Source organism: Thauera butanivorans NBRC 103042, assembly GCF_001591165.1.
Lineage (GTDB): Bacteria > Pseudomonadota > Gammaproteobacteria > Burkholderiales > Rhodocyclaceae > Thauera > Thauera butanivorans.
In genome coordinates, this window is the sequence record NZ_BCUG01000046.1 from 39,931 (window position 1) to 56,398 (window position 16,468).

Annotated in this window: 18 protein-coding genes; 7 read left to right on the forward strand and 11 right to left on the reverse strand. The window is 65.5% G+C overall.

Translation table 11 applies throughout. The features are described 5' to 3' along the window. The first annotated feature begins 80 nt into the window (after nucleotides 1-80). From TBU01S_RS16880 to TBU01S_RS16900, 5 genes are all read left to right on the forward strand, one after another. Nucleotides 81-1,478, forward strand: coding sequence for an aldehyde dehydrogenase family protein (locus TBU01S_RS16880; protein WP_245650958.1), 1,398 nt, complete (start codon nucleotides 81-83; stop codon nucleotides 1,476-1,478). Nucleotides 1,479-1,486: 8 nt separating this feature from the next. Then, complete coding sequence (eutJ, locus tag TBU01S_RS16885) at nucleotides 1,487-2,353, forward strand: ethanolamine utilization protein EutJ (RefSeq protein ID WP_068638261.1); 867 nt, start codon at nucleotides 1,487-1,489, stop codon at nucleotides 2,351-2,353. Then, a complete protein-coding gene (locus tag TBU01S_RS16890; RefSeq protein WP_068638263.1) occupies nucleotides 2,350-3,597 on the forward strand; it encodes an iron-containing alcohol dehydrogenase family protein in 1,248 nt (415 codons plus the stop codon). Before eutJ ends, TBU01S_RS16890 begins: the two co-directional genes overlap by 4 nt. A gap of 83 nt (nucleotides 3,598-3,680) precedes the next feature. Further along, a complete protein-coding gene (gene eutH / locus TBU01S_RS16895; protein WP_068638302.1) occupies nucleotides 3,681-4,922 on the forward strand; it encodes an ethanolamine utilization protein EutH in 1,242 nt (413 codons plus the stop codon). Between the two features lie 102 nt (nucleotides 4,923-5,024). Beyond that, nucleotides 5,025-6,464, forward strand: a complete 1,440-nt coding sequence (locus TBU01S_RS16900; RefSeq protein ID WP_068638265.1) for an ethanolamine ammonia-lyase reactivating factor EutA — start codon at nucleotides 5,025-5,027, stop codon at nucleotides 6,462-6,464. Between the two features lie 38 nt (nucleotides 6,465-6,502). Here the strand turns inward: TBU01S_RS16900 and TBU01S_RS16905 are convergent, their stop codons facing one another. Genes TBU01S_RS16905 through TBU01S_RS16930 form a run of 6 tightly spaced genes read right to left on the reverse strand, consistent with a single transcriptional unit; the run spans nucleotide 6,503 to nucleotide 11,343 of the window. After that, nucleotides 6,503-7,147 carry a PulJ/GspJ family protein gene (locus tag TBU01S_RS16905; protein ID WP_068638268.1) on the reverse strand — a complete coding sequence of 215 codons (645 nt, stop codon included), beginning with the start codon at nucleotides 7,145-7,147 and terminating at the stop codon, nucleotides 6,503-6,505. Next, a complete protein-coding gene (locus TBU01S_RS16910) occupies nucleotides 7,144-7,524 on the reverse strand; it encodes a type II secretion system protein (protein ID WP_068638270.1) in 381 nt (126 codons plus the stop codon). The genes TBU01S_RS16905 and TBU01S_RS16910 overlap by 4 nt, the downstream gene beginning before the upstream one ends. 4 nt (nucleotides 7,525-7,528) lie before the next feature. Further along, on the reverse strand, nucleotides 7,529-7,921 hold the full coding sequence (locus tag TBU01S_RS16915) for a prepilin-type N-terminal cleavage/methylation domain-containing protein (protein ID WP_068638272.1): 393 nt from the start codon (nucleotides 7,919-7,921) through the stop codon (nucleotides 7,529-7,531). Between the two features lie 7 nt (nucleotides 7,922-7,928). Further along, nucleotides 7,929-8,384, reverse strand: coding sequence for a type II secretion system major pseudopilin GspG (gene gspG, locus TBU01S_RS16920; protein ID WP_068638273.1), 456 nt, complete (start codon nucleotides 8,382-8,384; stop codon nucleotides 7,929-7,931). After that, nucleotides 8,381-9,586, reverse strand: coding sequence for a type II secretion system F family protein (locus tag TBU01S_RS16925; protein ID WP_157659184.1), 1,206 nt, complete (start codon nucleotides 9,584-9,586; stop codon nucleotides 8,381-8,383). The genes gspG and TBU01S_RS16925 overlap by 4 nt, the downstream gene beginning before the upstream one ends. A gap of 11 nt (nucleotides 9,587-9,597) precedes the next feature. After that, the gene (locus tag TBU01S_RS16930) at nucleotides 9,598-11,343 is read right to left on the reverse strand and encodes a GspE/PulE family protein (RefSeq protein WP_068638278.1); all 1,746 of its coding nucleotides are present in this window, start codon (nucleotides 11,341-11,343) and stop codon (nucleotides 9,598-9,600) included. A gap of 172 nt (nucleotides 11,344-11,515) precedes the next feature. On the opposite strand from TBU01S_RS16930, the gene TBU01S_RS16935 reads away from it, so the two are divergent. Beyond that, nucleotides 11,516-11,770, forward strand: coding sequence for a type II toxin-antitoxin system CcdA family antitoxin (locus tag TBU01S_RS16935; RefSeq protein WP_068638280.1), 255 nt, complete (start codon nucleotides 11,516-11,518; stop codon nucleotides 11,768-11,770). Continuing rightward, a complete protein-coding gene (locus TBU01S_RS16940) occupies nucleotides 11,767-12,096 on the forward strand; it encodes a CcdB family protein (protein WP_068638283.1) in 330 nt (109 codons plus the stop codon). Before TBU01S_RS16935 ends, TBU01S_RS16940 begins: the two co-directional genes overlap by 4 nt. A gap of 285 nt (nucleotides 12,097-12,381) precedes the next feature. Here TBU01S_RS16940 and nadS read toward each other — a convergent pair whose 3' ends face one another. The 5 genes from nadS to TBU01S_RS16965 form a co-directional block, all read right to left on the reverse strand. Beyond that, a complete protein-coding gene (nadS, locus tag TBU01S_RS16945) occupies nucleotides 12,382-12,669 on the reverse strand; it encodes a NadS family protein (RefSeq protein ID WP_068638304.1) in 288 nt (95 codons plus the stop codon). Nucleotides 12,670-12,674: 5 nt separating this feature from the next. Continuing rightward, the gene (locus TBU01S_RS16950) at nucleotides 12,675-12,989 is read right to left on the reverse strand and encodes a type II toxin-antitoxin system RelE/ParE family toxin (RefSeq protein ID WP_068638285.1); all 315 of its coding nucleotides are present in this window, start codon (nucleotides 12,987-12,989) and stop codon (nucleotides 12,675-12,677) included. Then, a complete protein-coding gene (locus TBU01S_RS16955; RefSeq protein ID WP_068638287.1) occupies nucleotides 12,986-14,896 on the reverse strand; it encodes a DUF6531 domain-containing protein in 1,911 nt (636 codons plus the stop codon). Before TBU01S_RS16955 ends, TBU01S_RS16950 begins: the two co-directional genes overlap by 4 nt. A gap of 105 nt (nucleotides 14,897-15,001) precedes the next feature. After that, nucleotides 15,002-15,211, reverse strand: coding sequence for a hypothetical protein (locus TBU01S_RS16960; RefSeq protein ID WP_068638288.1), 210 nt, complete (start codon nucleotides 15,209-15,211; stop codon nucleotides 15,002-15,004). A gap of 4 nt (nucleotides 15,212-15,215) precedes the next feature. Then, on the reverse strand, nucleotides 15,216-15,686 hold the full coding sequence (locus TBU01S_RS16965) for an RHS repeat domain-containing protein (RefSeq protein WP_068638290.1): 471 nt from the start codon (nucleotides 15,684-15,686) through the stop codon (nucleotides 15,216-15,218). Nucleotides 15,687-16,468: the final 782 nt, after the last annotated feature.

Genomic DNA, 16,468 nt, shown 5'->3' on the forward strand with positions numbered 1-16,468 from the left:
ACGAACGAAGCCGCGCCGCCGGCATGGCGGCGCGGCATGGATGAAAACGGGAGCGCACGGTGGATATCAACCTGAAAGACGTGGAACAGATCGTTCGCACGGTACTGGCATCCATGCAGACACAGACCCAGGCGGCGCCGGCCGCCGCGCGCCGCGCCGCGCCGGGCGTGTTCGCCGAACTGGACGACGCGGTGGCCGAAGCCAGCCTGGCGCAGAAAGGCATCCGCACGCTGGCGGTGCGCACCCGGGTCATCGAGGCGATCCGCAAGGTCTGCGAGGAGCATGCGCGCGAGCTGGCCGAACTGGCGGTGGCCGAGACCGGCATGGGCCGGGTCGAGGACAAGACCGCCAAGAACATCTCCCAGGCGCGCCACACGCCGGGCGTCGAATGCCTGTCGCCGATGGTGCTGACCGGCGACCGCGGCCTGACCCTGATCGAGAATGCCGCCTGGGGCGTGATCGCCTCGGTGACGCCTTCGACCAACCCCGCGGCGACCGTCATCAACAACGCCATCAGCATGATCGCCGCCGGCAACGCGGTGGTGTTCGCCCCCCACCCGGCGGCGAAGAAAGTCTCGCAGCGCGCGGTGTCGCTGATCAACGAAGCCTCGGTCGCCGCCGGCGGCCCGGACAACATCGTCACCACCGTGCTCGAGCCCGACATCGCCACCGCGCAGCGGCTGTTCAGCTACCCCGGCATCAACCTGCTGACCGTGACCGGCGGCGAGGCGGTGGTCGAGGCCGCACGCAAGCACACCGACAAGCGCCTGATCGCCGCCGGCGCCGGCAACCCGCCGGTGGTGGTGGACGAAACCGCCGACATCGCCCGCGCCGCGCGCGACATCGTCTGGGGAGCGTCCTTCGACAACAACATCATCTGCGCCGACGAGAAGGAAATCATCGTCGTCGACCGCGTCTGCGACGCGCTGAAGACCGAGATGGCGCGCCACAAGGCGGTGGAGCTGACGCCCGACCAGGCCAGGCGCCTGGTGGACATCCTGCTCACCCAGGTCGGCGCGGACGGACGCGGCAGCGTCAGCCGCGACTGGGTGGGCCGCGACGCGGCGAAGATCGCCGCCGCCATCGGCCTGGAGGTGCCGGCCGACACCCGCCTGCTGTTCGTCGAGACCGAGGCCGACCACCCCTTCGCCGTCACCGAGCTGATGATGCCGGTGATTCCGGTCATCCGCGCGCCGGACGTGGATGCCGCGATCGAGCTCGCGGTGAAGCTCGAAGGCAACTGCCGCCACACCGCGGCGATGCACTCGCGCAACATCGACGCGCTCGACCACATGGCCAACGCCATCAACACCAGCATCTTCGTCAAGAACGGCCCCTGCCTGGCCGGCCTCGGCTTCGGCGGCGAAGGCTGGACGACGATGACGATCTCCACCCCGACCGGCGAAGGCGTGACCAGCGCCCGCACCTTCGTGCGCCTGCGCCGCTGCGTGATGGTGGACCACTTCCGCATCATCTGAGGCCCGCCATGCGCAGCATCGCCGACTGGCTCGAACCCCGCCTCGCCCGCGCCGCCGCACTGGCGGCCAGCGGCGCCGCGGCCGACGGCCTGGCGCCGGATGCGCCGCTGCAGCTCGGCATCGACCTCGGCACCAGTTGCGTGGTGACGATGGTGCTCGACGGCGAGGGCCGGCCCGTGGCCGTGCGGCTGGACTGGGCCGACGTGGTGCGCGACGGCGTGGTGTGGGACTTCTTCGGCGCGGTGCAGATCGTGCGCCGGCAGCTCGAATCGCTCGCCGCGCTGTTCGGCGACCGGCTGCCGAAGCAGGCCACCACCTCCTACCCCCCCGGCACCGACCCGCGGATTTCGGTCAACGTCATCGAAGCCGCCGGACTGGAAGTCTCGGGCGTCATCGACGAACCTTCTGCGGTCGCCGCGCTGCTGCGGCTCGACAAGGCCGCGGTGGTCGACATCGGCGGCGGCACCACCGGCGTCGCGGTGGTGCGGGACGGCCGCATCGTCAATTCCGGCGATGAGCCCACTGGCGGCCATCACGTCAGCCTGGCCCTGGCCGGCGCGCGTGGCCTGCCGCTGGCCGAGGCCGAAATGCTCAAGCGCGGCAAGGACAACGCCGCGCTGTGGCCCATCGTGCGCCCGGTGTTCGACAAGATGGCCCACATCGTCGAAAACCATCTGCGCAAATGGCAGGTGGATACTCAGTTGACCACACTCTACCTGTCGGGCGGCTCGTGCAGCATGCCCGGCGTGCGCGAGCTGTTCGCCCAGCGCTTCCCGCAGCTGGAGGTGATCCTGCCGCAGCCGCCGCTGTTTCTCACTCCGCTCGCCATCGCCGCCCACGGCCTGGCCGGCGCATGCGCCGAGGTCCAGGCATGAACCACGAAGACGTCAGCACCGTCGTCTACCAGGCCATCGACCTGATCAACGCCCGTTCGGTACGCGAATTCTCGGTGCCGCCGAGCACCTTCATCGGCCCCGGCAGCATCGCCCGCATCGGCCAGGCGATTGCCGCGCGCGGCATGGGCCGGGTCTTCATCGCCATCGACGAGAGCCTGGAAAGGCTCGGCCTCGCCGACGGCATGTACCGCTCGCTGCAGTCCTGCGGACTGGAACACATCGTCTATCGTCAGGCACCGCGCGAGCCGGACACCGCGCTGGTCGAGGCCATGGCCGCGGCGATGCGCGAGGCCCGCTTCGACGGCGTCATCGCCTTCGGCGGCGGCTCCATCCTCGACGCCGCCAAGGCCGCGGTGGTGCTGGCCGCCAACCCCGGCCTCAGCGTGCGCGCGATGGCCGACGAGCCGGCACGCATCGCCGTCCGCCGCGCGCCGCTGATCGCGGTGCCGACCACCGCCGGCACCGGCTCCGAGGCCACCAATGCCACCGTCGTCACCGATACGGACGGCGGCGAACACGTCAAGCACCTCATCATCCACCCGGACATGATTCCGGACCTGGCGGTGATCGACGCCTGCCTGACGCTGGGCACGCCGCCGCACTTCACCGCCGCCGTCGGCGTCGACGCCCTCACCCACGCCATCGAGGCCTATGTCGCCATCCACGCCACGCCGCTGACCAAGGCGCTCGCCTACCGCGCGATGACGCTGATCGGCGAGGCGCTGCCGATCGCCGTCGGCCAGGGCCGGAACGTCGAGGCACGCGAATCGATGATGCTGGCGTCCTACATGGCCGGCGTTTCCTTCTCCAATGCAGGCCTGGGGCTGTGCCATGCGATGGCGCACCAGATCGGCCCCGCCTACGGCATCCCGCACGGCATCGCCAACGCCATCCTGCTGCCGTCGGTGATGGGCTTCAACCAGTTGGTGTGCAAGCGCGACCTCGCCGAGATCGGCCACGCCCTGAGCGGCCGCCTGCTGGATGCGGCGCAGACCATCGAGCACGTGCAGCAACTGATCGTGGAGCTGGGGCTGCCGCTCAACCTGCACGAGGCCGGCGGCCGGGACGGGGACTACGAGCGTTTCGCCGACGCCGCGCTGCTCGACCCCAGCCTGGTCACCAATCCGCGCAGCGTGTCGCGCGCGCAGGTGGTGGAGGTCTATCGCCACGCCCACGGCCGCCAGTGCGCCACCGACTGGCGCACGAGCCAGCCGGCCGGCTGACGGAAAACGACAAACAGCGGAGCACCGGGCACGCGCTGGCGCGGTGGTTCGACGAGCATCTGGCGCAAGAGGAAACGAGCATCATGGACAAGATCAACGTCATCATCATGTGGATCATGATGAGCTTCATGGCGATCGCGGCACTGGACCGGATGATGGACCAGTTCGACGGCGCCGAGAAAGTGCTGGGCAAGATCGGCCTCGGCGGCCTGGGCCGTTCCATCAGCGGGTCGGGCAAGCAGTTCGAGGAAGGCTTCATGGCGATGGGCGCGCTCGGCCTGGCGATGGTCGGGGTGATGGCGCTGGCGCCGGTGCTGGCGCGCCTGCTCGGCCCGATCGTGATCCCGCTGTACGAGGCGCTCGGCGCCAATCCGGCGATGTTCGCCACCACGCTGCTGGCGCTGGACATGGGCGGCTTTCCGCTGGCGCGCGAACTGTCGGGCGGCGACACCGCGGCGTGGATGTATGCCGGCGTGATTCTCGGCTCGATGATGGGGCCGACCATCGTGTTCTCGATCCCGGTCGGGCTGGGGATCATCGACAAGGAGGACCGCCGCTTCCTCGCCATGGGCGTGCTCGCCGGCATGGTCGCCATTCCGGTCGGCTGCATCGCCGGCGGCCTGGTGGCGATGGCATCCAACGTGGTCATCGACGGCCAGCCGGTGGTCTTCACCTTCGGCACGATCCTGTCCAACCTGACGCCGGTGATCCTGTTCGCGGTGGCGGTGGCGCTGGGCCTGAAGTTCATCCCCGAGAAGATGATCGCCGGCTTCCAGGTCTTCGCCAAGATCCTGGTCGCGGTGATCACGCTGGGGCTGGCCGCCGCGGTGCTGCAGGACCAGATCGGCCTGCGCCTGATTCCGGGCATGGACCCGATCTTCATGGTGCCGGGCGACGTGCCGGGCGAGGAACTGCGCGGCATCGAGACCATCGGCAAGATCGCCGCGGTGCTGCTCGGCGCCTACCCGATGGTGTTCCTGCTGACGCGCTGGTTCGGCAGCTCGCTGGCCAAGGTGGGCGGCCTGCTGAAGATGAACGACACCGCCGCCGCCGGCATGGTCGCCACGCTGGCCAACAACATCCCGATGTTCGTGATGCTCAACAAGATGGACGACCGCGGCAAGGTGCTGAACATCGCCTTCGCGGTGTCGGCGGCCTTCGCCCTCGGCGACCACCTCGGCTTCGTCGCCGCCGTGGCCTCGCCGATGATCTTCCCGATGATCGTCGGCAAGCTGGTCGGCGGCGTCGCCGCGGTGTTCGTGGCGATGATGATCGCGCCCAAGCCGAGCGTCGCACCCGCCACCGCCGCCAAGGCGACTGCATGAAGCTTCCGTCTGCTTCTGTGCCCGCGACGCGCCCCCGCTCCCCAGCCCCCGGCCGGCCCTCCCTCCCGGGGAGCGGGGGCGCAAGCACAGGAGATCCGCGTCATGGCTGAATCCTGGCAGATCCACAGCGTCGGCATCGACATCGGCACGACCACGTCGCAGGTGATCTTCTCGCGCCTCGAAGTGGTCAACCGCGCCGCCGCCTCGCAGGTGCCGAACTACGAGTTCTCGCGCCGCGACATCCTCTACGTCAGCCCGGCGATCCCGACGCCGATCGACTTCGAAGGCCACGTGCATGAGGACGCGCTGCGCCGCTTCATCATGTCGCAGTACGCCGCCGCCGGGCTGGACACCGAGCTGGTCAAGTCCGGCGCCATCATCATCACCGGCGAAACCTCCAAGGCGCGCAACGCCCGCCAGGCGGTGATGGGACTGGCCGAACAGCTCGGCGACTTCATCGTCGCCACCGCCGGCCCGCACCTGGAATCGGTGATCGCCGGCCAGGGCTCGGGCGCGGCCGAACATTCGCGCACCAACACCTGCCGCGTGCTCAACATCGACATCGGCGGCGGCACCTCCAACTACGCGGTGTTCGAGGCCGGCCGCGTCGTCGACACCGCCTGCCTCAACGTCGGCGGCCACCTGCTCGAACTCGAAAGCGACGGCCGCCTGCGCCACCTGCACGCACCGGCCCGGCCGATCTGCACGGAACTGGGACTGTCGCCGCTTCCGGAACCCGGCCAACCGGTTGGCGACGGCACCGTCGCCCGCATCGCCGGCCGCATGGCCGGCCTGATCCATGAAATCTGCGTCGGCCAGCCCTCGCCGCTGGCGCAGCAACTGCTGATGACCGACTGCCTGCGCCCCGGCCATCGCTACGATGCGGTATACCTGTCCGGCGGCGTCGGCGCCTGCTACTACGACCCGCAGGGCATCGCTTCCGCCCGCGCCTTCGGCGACATCGGCCCAGCCCTCGCCGAGGCGCTGCACCGCCATGCCGGCATGCAGGCGCTGCCGCTGCGCGAACCGCGCCACACCCTGCGCGCCACCGTGATCGGCGCCGGCGCCTACAGCCTGTCGCTGTCGGGCAGCACCATCTGGGTGGACGAACAGCACCTGCCGGTGCGCAACCTGCCGGTGGTCCATGCCGCCCGCCCCTGGCCTGGCTGCACCGCGGTGCAACTGGCCGAGGACTGGGATACCGCGATGAAGCGCATGGACATCGACCCCGCCAAGGACGGCTATGCGCTGGGCCTGCCCGACGACCTGCCGGTGGCCTACGCCGACGTCGAGCGCGTCGTCGACGCCCTGGCACACTTCGCCGACGCCCATCCCGACCCCGCACGGGCGCTGTTCGTCGTCGCCCGCCAGGATCTCGGCAAGGTGCTCGGCATGCTGCTGCAACCCCGCCTGCACGGCCGCAAGCTCGCCGTCATCGACGAGATCCAGACCCGCCCCGGCGACTACATCGACGTCGGCAAGCCCTTCATGGGCGGCGACATCGTGCCGATCACGGTGAAATCGCTGGCGTTCCCGGGCTGAATCAGGAGGCAATTCGAGGCGCCCCGCCAACTTCCCCCTCAGCGGCAGCTCAAGGGCAGGAAATCGAGCCTGCAGTTCGCGCCGACATCGAGTCGTGGTCGAACGGACAAGGAGCCGCTCTTCCCCCCATTGCCCGCCTTGGTCCAATGCAGCGTCACCAGCTCCGGGGCCTGCGCGGGCCGCGTGGCGTGCGTTCGAAGACCGAGCGGGGTGCGATACAGGTATTGCAGCGAAGCACTGCTGAGATCCTGCAAAAGGACAAGCCGTGGTGGATTCGGCATCGAGCTGGTGGGCCCCTGACCCCGCTGCTCGAATGCCACCACGAACCCGCCTGCACTTGCCGGCTCGATCAGAACGCTTGCTCTCACCGTCCCCGCGTGGACCTGGCTGTCGGCCGGAATCGCGGCAAACTCGAAGGCCGACCCGGTGGCGACGATCCGATGTCGCTCATCGGTGTCGGAGGCAGGCGGAACGAGGTTCGATATTGCCGCTTTCACCACCGCAATCGCGCGCTGCTCCGCCATCATCTGCCCCGCCAGCTCCCTGGATTGCTCCACACCGCGCTGGACCAGCGACAACACTTCGGTGCTCATGTAGACAAGCACGCTGCCGATGAGCATGGCGATGAGCAGCTCCAGCAGCGTGAAGCCTCCAGCTGCGCCGCGCGTGCGCCGCGCGCTCAACGAATCACTCCGACACGGTAAGTTTCAAGCGATACCAAGGGCACATGCCCTTGAGCGAAGACGTCGACCTGCACCCGACGAAGCGCATGGGGCTTCACGGTATCGCCCGCACGGGCTGCCGTTCCAGCCTGTTCGACCGTCGCCCTCCATGACAGGGCGCCTTCACTGCCCTCGAAGCGTCCCTCCGTATCGGCGGCGATGACGACATGGGCCTCGATCTGATTGGCCGCGACCAGCAAGGCCTCAACCCTCAGGGCATCCGCTTCGATGCGTTCCAGGTTCGTCACGATCGGCGGCAGCAGCACGCCGAAGAAGAGCGCCACCACGGCAAGGGCGATCAGGGTTTCGAGCAGGCTGAATCCGTCTTGTTGCTGCACGGTGTCACTCGAAGGTCAAAGTGCCTGTCAGCGCATCGACACGGATCCGGGCACGCGACTTTCCGGTCATGAATCCGATCGTCTCCCCGCTGGAAGACCCATCGGGAAAGAAGGTGATGCCCCGCTCCCGTCCCGCCGCGCTCGTGCAGGACACCGTGAAGCCGGTATCACGGTCAGCCTTGGCGGCCTCCCCTCGCCTCGAACTTGCCATGGATTCGCATGGAACGAACACGGCGGCGCCGCTTCTCATCGCGCTCAACCTGGCCTTCCTGAGACGGTGCTCGACCCGTTCCGAGGCACTTTGCAGGCGCCGCTCATCGCCCGGGATGACCTGGGCGCCGATGGCGGACAGCAAGCCGAGCAGCACGATCACCACCAGCAGCTCGAGCAGCGTCACACCACGCTCATTGCCTGTCCCAATTGCCGATGTCGGTGTCTTCGCCACTGCCGCCTTCCTTGTCGTCCGCACCCAGCGAGAACACATCCACCGCTCCATGCTTGCCCGGCATCCGGTAGCGGTACGGGCGCCCCCACGGATCGGTCAGGTGCTGCTGCTTGCGCACATAGGGCCCACGCCACTTGGCCGCGCCCGGCGGGGCTTCCCACAGGGCGCGCAGCCCATGTTCCATCTCCGGATAAGTCCCCATGTCGACCCGGTAGTAGTTGAGTGCGGTGGTCAGCGTCTCCACCTGGAGCGCCGCCGTATCCGACTTTGCGCCGGAGAACATGTTCATCACCTGCGGCGTGACCACGGCGGTCAGCAAACCCATGATGACGAGCACGACCAGAAGTTCGAGCAGCGTGAAGCCCCTGCTTGTCCCGGTGTGCCGGCGTGCCGATCGACGAAAGTGTCCGGTCATGATCTCAATGCAAGTTGGTTGATGCTGAGTATTCCCAGCATGACGCCGCCGACCACGAGGCCGACGACGATACCCAGGAACGCGATCGCGAGCGGATTGACCAGCGCGAGCGTCCGCTCGAGTTGCTCGGACGCATCTCGCTCCAGCAACTGGGCGGCGCGCAGCGTTGCAGCACCGAGTGCGCCGGTATGTTCGCCCACTTCGATCAATGCGCAGGTCTCGTCGGGAATCGCGCCGATGGATTCGAGTGCCTCACCGATCGTGCTGCCCTCGCGAAGCTGTCGCGACGCACCTTCCAGCGCGATACGAAGACGCCGCGAGCCGGCAGCCTGTGCAGTCAGCAGCACGGCCTCCGAAGCTTCCACGCCACTCTGAAAGAGCATCCCGAGCACGCCGAGCATGCGCGAAACATTCAGTCTTTCCATGAGACGAACAGGCGGAAGCCGTCGTGCCGCTGCGCCGAACCAAGTGTCGAACCATGGAGAACGGCGATACAGCACGAACCCTGCCGCGACGAGCCCGAGGCTCCACAGCAGCGCTGCCAGTGCATGGTTCAGTACCACGTCCGACAGCCACAGCACGAAACGCGTCATGCCCGGCAAGCGATGCTCTTCGCCGGCGAAGATCGGTTCGAATCCCGGGATCACCACGGTCAGCACCACCACCAGCGCAAGCAGCACGGTCGCGAGCACGATGGCAGGATAGGTGAGCGCATTGCCGATCTCCGCCCGCGTGCCGGCCTGGCGCTGCAGGTGGCGTCCTGCAGCCTCCAGCCCGTCGGCCAGGTCCCCGCCGCTCTCCGCCGCCCGGATCATCGGCGGCAGATACTGCGGCATGCCGGGTTCGGCGCCCAAGGCGTCCGACAGGGGTGCCCCGGCCTGGATGCGAGGCAGCAGGCTGCGCGCAAAGCGCGCCGACGGACGCTTGCCCGCCTGGCGCGAGACCACGCGCAGCGCCTGTTCGACGGTCAGCCCGGAGGCGAGCATCGCACCGATCTGTTCGCAAAATAGCGCAACGTCGCGAAGCGGCATGCGCCGGTTCAGCGTCACCGGTCGGCTGAGCAGATCGCCAAGGCTGCCGTCCTGCTCCGTGATCCGGAGCGGCGTCAGGTTTTCGCCGATCAGCACAAGGGCAAGGCCCTCCGCATCCTTCGCCTCACGTATCAGGATGCGGGTTTCGCCATCGGCAGTCAGCGCACGCACGGTGAACCGCCTCACAGCCGCCCGTCCTCGATGACGCCCAGCACTTCGTCGAGCGTCGTCTCTCCCGCCAGCACCCTGCGCAATCCGATGGTCAGCAAGCTCGGGATGAGCTTTTCCCGGGCCAATCGCTGCAGCGCCTCTTCCGCATGCGCCTGCCGGATCGCCCCTCGCTCTTCCGTTCCGATGGCCAGCGCCTCGAAGAGCGGAATCCGCCCGCTGTAGCCGCGCCCCCGGCAGGCCGGGCAACCTGTTGCCATGGGCAGCCGGTAGGCGCCGGCATCGTCTCCCGCAACCACGGCCATCGCCGCGTGCTCCTCCGGCGTCGGTGAACGCGTCGTGACGCACGCCGGGCACAGTCGGCGAACCAGGCGCTGTGCGCCGGCAAACACCAGCGTCGATGCCAGCAGATAGTCCGCCACCCCCAGATCCAGCAGGCGCGTCACGGCACCTGCGGCGGTATTGGTGTGCAGCGTCGCAAGCACCAGGTGTCCGGTAAGTGCCGAGCGAATGGCGATATCGGCAGTCTCGCCGTCCCGGATCTCGCCAATCATGATCACGTCCGGATCGTTGCGGAGCACCGAGCGCAGCGCTGCGCCGTAAGTCAGGCCGATCTCGGGTTTCACCTGCAGCTGCGCCACGCCGGGCAAGGTGTACTCGATGGGATCCTCCACCGTGACGATCTTGAGTTCGGGGCTGCGGATCGCATTCAGCGCGGCGTAGAGGGTCGTCGTCTTGCCGCTGCCGGTCGGGCCGGTGATCAGCACGATGCCATGGGGCCGCCCGAGCGCTGTCCGAATTTCGCTCAGGCTGAAGGGGTCGAGCTCGAGCCGCTCCAGTTCAGGCGAAACCGAGTGCTGCCCGAGCAGACGCAGCAGCATCGACTCGCCATGCAACGTGGGAAAGGTCGCGACGCGCAGATCGAGGCTCACACCCCGCGTCGTGAAGCGGATGCGCCCATCCTGCGGCAGGCGTTTTTCGGCAATGTCGAGCCGCGCCATCAGCTTGAGCCGCGAAATCAGGGCTTGCGACCAGCGGCCGGACAATGTTTCGGCCTCCTGCAGGATCCCATCGATCCGGTAGCGCACCACCAACGCATCGGTCGAGGGTTCGAGATGGATGTCCGACGCATGCATGTCCATCGCCTGCGTCAGCAGACGGTGCGCCAGTCGTATGGCAGGCGCATCCGAATCATGGTCGGACAGCCGGTCGATATCGTCCCCGCTGCCCGCTGCTTCGCCCTGCCCCGCATGAGCATCCGAATGCGGACTGTCCTCGCGGGCGTTGGCCTGCAACTGTTCCTCGATGTCCGACTCCAGCGCCGCCAGCCGCTCCACCGGCTTGCCCAGCGCAAAACGCACGCCCTCGACCGCCACCTCGTCCAGCGGATTGGCCATCGCCAGCCGCAGTCCCGCCTTGGACTCGCCGATCGGGCACACACCGTGCCGACGGAGGAAGACGGGATTCAGTCCGGCCGGAATCGCCAGCGGACGCGGATAGTCGGATCGAGCAAGGACATCGATGCCGAGGAGTTCGCCGAACAGCCCCGCCATGTCCCGCTCGGACACGACCCCCAGACGCGTGGCCGCCCGGGAGAACGCCAGGCCGCGAGCGAGCGCCGCCGCACGCACCCGCTCGACACCCTCGACCGTAATGAGCTGATGATGCTGAAGCGCCTCAACGAGTCGGGCCTCGTCCGACATGCCCTCGGATTGGCTGGACAAACCCAGGATGGATGGCCTGCTCATCTTGGTCCACATCGCTCTGCCTGCATCTGAAACGCGTATTGCCATGTCGTTGCTCGAACCGTGAGCATAGCCGTTTACGGCTCGGCATGCATGCCATTCGTCTATGACGAGAAAAACCGCAGAACTTCAAATCCAATTGCACACCCAAGGTATCATGCGCACACTATGCGCACTGGAGGTAGCCATGAAACCCACAGGAGCCGCTGCACAGGCGACGAAACGCCCGGTCAACTTGACCTTGAGCGAAAGCACCGTCGAGCAAGCCCGCCGCTACACGAACAACCTGTCGGCCACGGTCGATGGCTTGCTGGCTGAATTTATTGCCAGGGAAGCTCAGGCTCGCGAAGAAAAGCGCCAACTCTACGCAAAAGTCTCTGAAGCCTGGAACCGGTTCGATGACCGCTATGGCACGTTCGGTTCGGAGCACTCCCCTTTATGAGCCAGTTCGACGTTCATCGGAACCCCGGCAAGAATGCCGCTGCAACCCCGTTCGTCGTCGTGGTACAGTCCGCGGCATTCGATGAGCGGAAAAACCGAATCGTCATTCCCCTGGCCAGAACCGAGAAAGCCTCTGCCAACGTGGGCATGGTGGCATCGCGAGTAAACCCGGTTTTCGAAATCGATGACGTCCAGGTGACATTACATACACTGCAAGTGGTGTCGGTACCAATCGATTCGCTGGATAAGAAGGTGGGGTCGTTGGCACACCAAGCAGACGCCATCATCGATGCCATGGACGAAGTTTTCTCCAAGGCCTATGGCTGACGCCTACTTTTTATACCCCGGCGAGTAGAACCGCGCCTCGTTCTTGCGCGAGGCCGCCACACCGATGAACACTGAGACGCTCTCGCCGCCGCAATGGAGCGGATTGTGGATCGTGCCCGGTACTACGAGAGCAGGTCGAGCGCGCCACAGTTCGATATCAAGCACTCGTGAGGCCGGCCGCAGTCCCAAACAGCAACGCCCCGCGAGGGGCGTTTTCAGGTGCGCCCAGCATGGGCGCCCTCCTGCGGGTGCAAGTCCCGCCGTAATTTGATCACAGCGAACTGGTCATCCTGCCAGCGCCCGCAGCACGTGTTCAGGATCGTTGTGGATAGCGCGCAGCAACGCCTTGGCCGGGCCGGTGGGTTCGCGGCGCCCCTGCTCCCAGTTGCGCAGGGTGCCTACCTGCACATCGATCACCTTGGCAAACCGAGCCTGCGAAAGCCCGGTTGCCATGCGGATTTCCTTGACCTGCAGTGCGTCGACCGCGAACTCACGGGACGGCTGACGCTCGCCGCGGCGGATTTCGTCCATCTGCTGCACGCTCTCCATCAGGTCATCGAAAAAGTTGCCCATGATGCTCACCCCCACGTTTCAATGATGCGCCGCAGCGCCTTGCGTTCATCGCTGGTCAGGTCGTCCTTTTCGTTCTTGGGGTAGATCAGCAGAAGCGCGATCTGCGCCGCCGAAACGAAATGGTAGTAGATGACCCGAGAGCCGCCACGCTTGCCGCGTCCGCTGCTGGCGACCCGTACTTTGCGGATTCCGCCCGTTCCTTCGATCACATCCCCGATATCCGGCCGTTCGGCCAGCAGGCGCTGAAAATCTGCGTAGCTGTCATCATCCAGCAGTTCGCACAGACGCCTCGTGAAGACCGGGGTTTCGATAAAGATCATGTTGGGCAATGTACGCCATTGGCGCATATCCTGCAACCGCTCTTGTTGGCCGCGTTGTAGGCAGTCGTCGTCACCACCGTGGCGCTGGCGTTGATCTTGCTGGTCTGCGAGGTCTGCAGGTAGAAGCTCGGGTAGCCGCTGGCCGTGTAGGCGGTGTAGCCGTAGGTGGTCTGCGGCTGCACGCCGGCCGCGTCGGCCGGGGCCGTGACCGTCAGCGGGTTGCCCTGCGCGGTGTAGGTGTAGGTGGTGACCTTGCCCAGCGCGTCGGTGGCGCTGGCCACCTTGTTGAAGGCACTCTCGTAGGTGAAGCTGCTGGTCAGCGTCGGCAGCCCTGTGCTCGGCACAGCGACCTGCTTGGCCTGTTTGACGTTGTGCGTGCAGCTATTGCTGGGCGCTGCGCATGGTGCATCGTCATAGACATACTCGAGCGCGTTGCCGCGGGGGAACTCCTTGCGCGTCAGCCGGCCCTGGCCGTCGTAGGTGTTGGTGGTGACGCGGCCGAGCGGATCGACCGACTTCAGCACCCGGCCGAAGGCATCCACATAGGACACCTTGCTGACCGCGCCCGGCCCGGCTTCTTCCGAGCGCGAACCGGCGAAGTGGTAGGTGTAGAGCTTGCCGGCGGCATTGGTCTGGGTCTGCACACGGCCCAGGCTGTCATAGACGTTGGTGGCAAAGGCGACCGACGGGTTGCTCGGGTAGAAGAACTTGGTCATCCGCCCCGGCTGGTCGTACTGGAAGGTGGTGGCCTTGGCGGTGGCGTCGGTGGAGCTGACGAGGTTGCCGCTGCTGTCATAGGCGTAGCCGATGCTGCGCGTGCCGTCGCTGACCCCGCTGATGCGCCCACCGGTGTAGCTGAAGTTGAGCACCCGGCCCAGGCTGTTGGCGACCTGGGTGAGATTGGCACCGCTATAGGTGAACTTGGCCTCCACGCCGCTCGGGTGCGTGTAGGTCGCCAGCTTGCCCGCGCTGTTGAAGACAAGCTTGGCGCGGTTGAGCGTTTCGTACTGGTAGGTACCGTCGCCCTGCTTCGTCAGCCGCGCCGCGTTGCCCGGCGGCGGGTTGTAGCCGCCGTCGGGCAGCTTGACGAACACTTCGCTGTTCAGACCCTGGGCCACGACCACGGTGTTGTCGATCAACTGGTCGGCGAACCAGCGCTGGCCCACCGTGGCGACGACCATCTTGTCCAGCGGCTTGGCCGCGTCGCTGAGCAGGTCGAGCGACACCAGCTTCTCGACCAGCGTCGGCACCGCGTCCAGCGCGGAGTCCTCGCCCATGCTCTGGAAGCCGTCCGAACCCATGCGGACGGTCGCCGCCAGACTGTGCGTCCAGCCCTTGCCCAGCGGGCCGTCCTGCGTGCGTGCGCCCGAGCTGTAGAGCTTCTGGACACCCAGGCTCAGCGGGAATTCGCCCACGCCGGTCTGGATGTCCTGGTGAGCATAGACGAAGTGGCCCTTCGTCATGTCGATGGGGTCGCCGAAGTAGGAGCCCGTCGTCTGGGTCGCAAGATTCTGCGACAGCGACAGCGACAGCGACAGCGTGTTGCTGACGAACTGGTTCTGCGCCTGCAGATTCGTCGAGAAGCCGCCTGCGAGCCCGCCGCCGATGATGGCGCCGATGCTCGTGCCGGTGCTGTTGATGGTGAAGTAGCCGGTCCCCGTCCAGCTACCCTCGGTCAGGTTGCAGCTGTCGGGCAGGATCAGCCGGTTGCCGGCCGTGATCTGGCCCTGGAAGGTCGTCAGCCACGATGCGCATCCCACCAGGTTCGGCTGCACCGCCGAGGCGTAGTTCGCCGAGGTGGCGTTGTAGATCTTCTTGTTGCCGGCCACGGCCATGTCGATCAGCTTGACCGTCGATACCGCGCTGACGTCTGCACAAAAATGAAACCAGCTCGGGACCAGTATCATGAAGGCATCGACACCATCGATGTAGCCGAGATGATCAGGCGCACTGCGGCCGCCGCATAGAACAACGCCCGTCCAAGGGGCGGGCGTTCTCGGGTTCGCGCACGGCTACTCGCGTGGCGAGTCCATCTTGTCAAGAAGCGCCCCCACCTCTTTCAGTAGAGCAGTTGCGCGCTCACGATTCGCACCGATCCGAGTCTCGAACTCGAACACCGCAATTCCATTGCAGACCTCGTTAAGCGCAGCGTTCACGATCAAAAGCTCATCCCGGCCAATTTCGACCTGGGCACGCTCTGCAGCTGTGTTGATGATTTCCATATCTCTACCTCAACCCCTCAAAGTATGCGCGGCCATTCGTGGGTTGGAACGCGGTGCCCCCATCAGCTGCGCGCGGGTTGCCGCCCTCGCCCGCCGGCAGGTTCTCGGTGACGCGGATCAGCCGGTCGAGGTCGTCGTAGGCGTAGTCGGTGACCGCCACCGGTGCAGCCGCCGTCGGGCACGTGGTGGCCGCGGTGGTGAGCGCCGGGCCCCAGGCCTTGAGCAGCTTGCCGGTGGTGGTGTAGCTGCTGCAACTGACCAGCCACTGGCTGCCGAGTTGGGCCGCGCTGCGGATCAGCCGGCCGTCGTTGTCATAGCCAAAGCGCGTCTGCTTGCCCAGCGCGTCGGTACTCTGCGTGACCCGGCGCTGCGCATCAAAGACATGCGTGGTGATCTCAACACAACATGCAAGACAAGCATAAAGTCCAAATGCATGCTGGGGTTGCGACGATTGATGGATTTCGGGCAGAGCCACCCTATGTTATGACATAAAGGTTGTTCCGCCCTACCCCCATAAAGCCCGGATTAATACTACGAAACTGAGATTGCAGCCATATTGAATTCACATTCAACTATCTTTCTATAGAAGCCGATCGAAGTCGATTTCGACAAAGCGTCACGATAGACCTCCACTCTTTTGACGAAAGCGCATTTTCATCCAAGTTGATAACTTGCTGATTTCTGTAAAAACAAAAGGCATACGTTTGACTTGACAACTCAGAAGAAAAAATATCGTCATAATCCCCGAATGCACCATCGCACATACATACAGCAGATAGACAAGGCCCGCTATCAAACATCCTAAAAAAAGCGGATGAAACAGCAGAAAGTACGGCCTCTTCTGTCTTAACAGTTACCTCATTAAGAATGATTCCATTTGGCCACTGATCGTCAAAGAGTTTATAGACTCTCGATTCCGAGTCTCTCTCAATAGACATCAGTGCGCAATATGCTGCATCAAGTTCATGAATTGGGAAAATTGCGTAACAGAGCACCCCGAAATCCGGGGCACCCTCAATAGATAGTGCTTTGAAGACTCGCATGCATCCCTCAATTAGCGAGACAAAATAAGACTCAACTGATTGGCATCTTGAATAAACGCAGAGATCACTTTACCTTGATAAGCCCCCCAGGGCTGCCGCAGCTACCCGCTTGTCGTTGACCACTCCAGAATGATGTTCACGATCAAGCACTTGCGACACCCCTGTTCACAAGCCCTTGTTTTGTGTAGCTTCCTGTCTTTTTGGGCGACCGATG

What these genes read in the sequence shown, in the direction of transcription:
- TBU01S_RS16950 (WP_068638285.1), bottom strand. Translation starts at nt 12,989, where the DNA reads ATGATCTTTATCGAAACCCCGGTCTTCACGAGGCGTCTGTGCGAACTG.
- TBU01S_RS16890 (WP_068638263.1), top strand. Translation starts at nt 2,350, where the DNA reads ATGAACCACGAAGACGTCAGCACCGTCGTCTACCAGGCCATCGACCTG.
- TBU01S_RS16900 (WP_068638265.1), top strand. Translation starts at nt 5,025, where the DNA reads ATGGCTGAATCCTGGCAGATCCACAGCGTCGGCATCGACATCGGCACG.
- TBU01S_RS16935 (WP_068638280.1), top strand. Translation starts at nt 11,516, where the DNA reads ATGAAACCCACAGGAGCCGCTGCACAGGCGACGAAACGCCCGGTCAAC.
- eutJ (WP_068638261.1), top strand. Translation starts at nt 1,487, where the DNA reads ATGCGCAGCATCGCCGACTGGCTCGAACCCCGCCTCGCCCGCGCCGCC.
- TBU01S_RS16930 (WP_068638278.1), bottom strand. Translation starts at nt 11,343, where the DNA reads ATGTGGACCAAGATGAGCAGGCCATCCATCCTGGGTTTGTCCAGCCAA.
- eutH (WP_068638302.1), top strand. Translation starts at nt 3,681, where the DNA reads ATGGACAAGATCAACGTCATCATCATGTGGATCATGATGAGCTTCATG.
- TBU01S_RS16955 (WP_068638287.1), bottom strand. Translation starts at nt 14,896, where the DNA reads ATGATACTGGTCCCGAGCTGGTTTCATTTTTGTGCAGACGTCAGCGCG.
- nadS (WP_068638304.1), bottom strand. Translation starts at nt 12,669, where the DNA reads ATGGGCAACTTTTTCGATGACCTGATGGAGAGCGTGCAGCAGATGGAC.
- TBU01S_RS16940 (WP_068638283.1), top strand. Translation starts at nt 11,767, where the DNA reads ATGAGCCAGTTCGACGTTCATCGGAACCCCGGCAAGAATGCCGCTGCA.
- TBU01S_RS16960 (WP_068638288.1), bottom strand. Translation starts at nt 15,211, where the DNA reads ATGGAAATCATCAACACAGCTGCAGAGCGTGCCCAGGTCGAAATTGGC.
- gspG (WP_068638273.1), bottom strand. Translation starts at nt 8,384, where the DNA reads ATGACCGGACACTTTCGTCGATCGGCACGCCGGCACACCGGGACAAGC.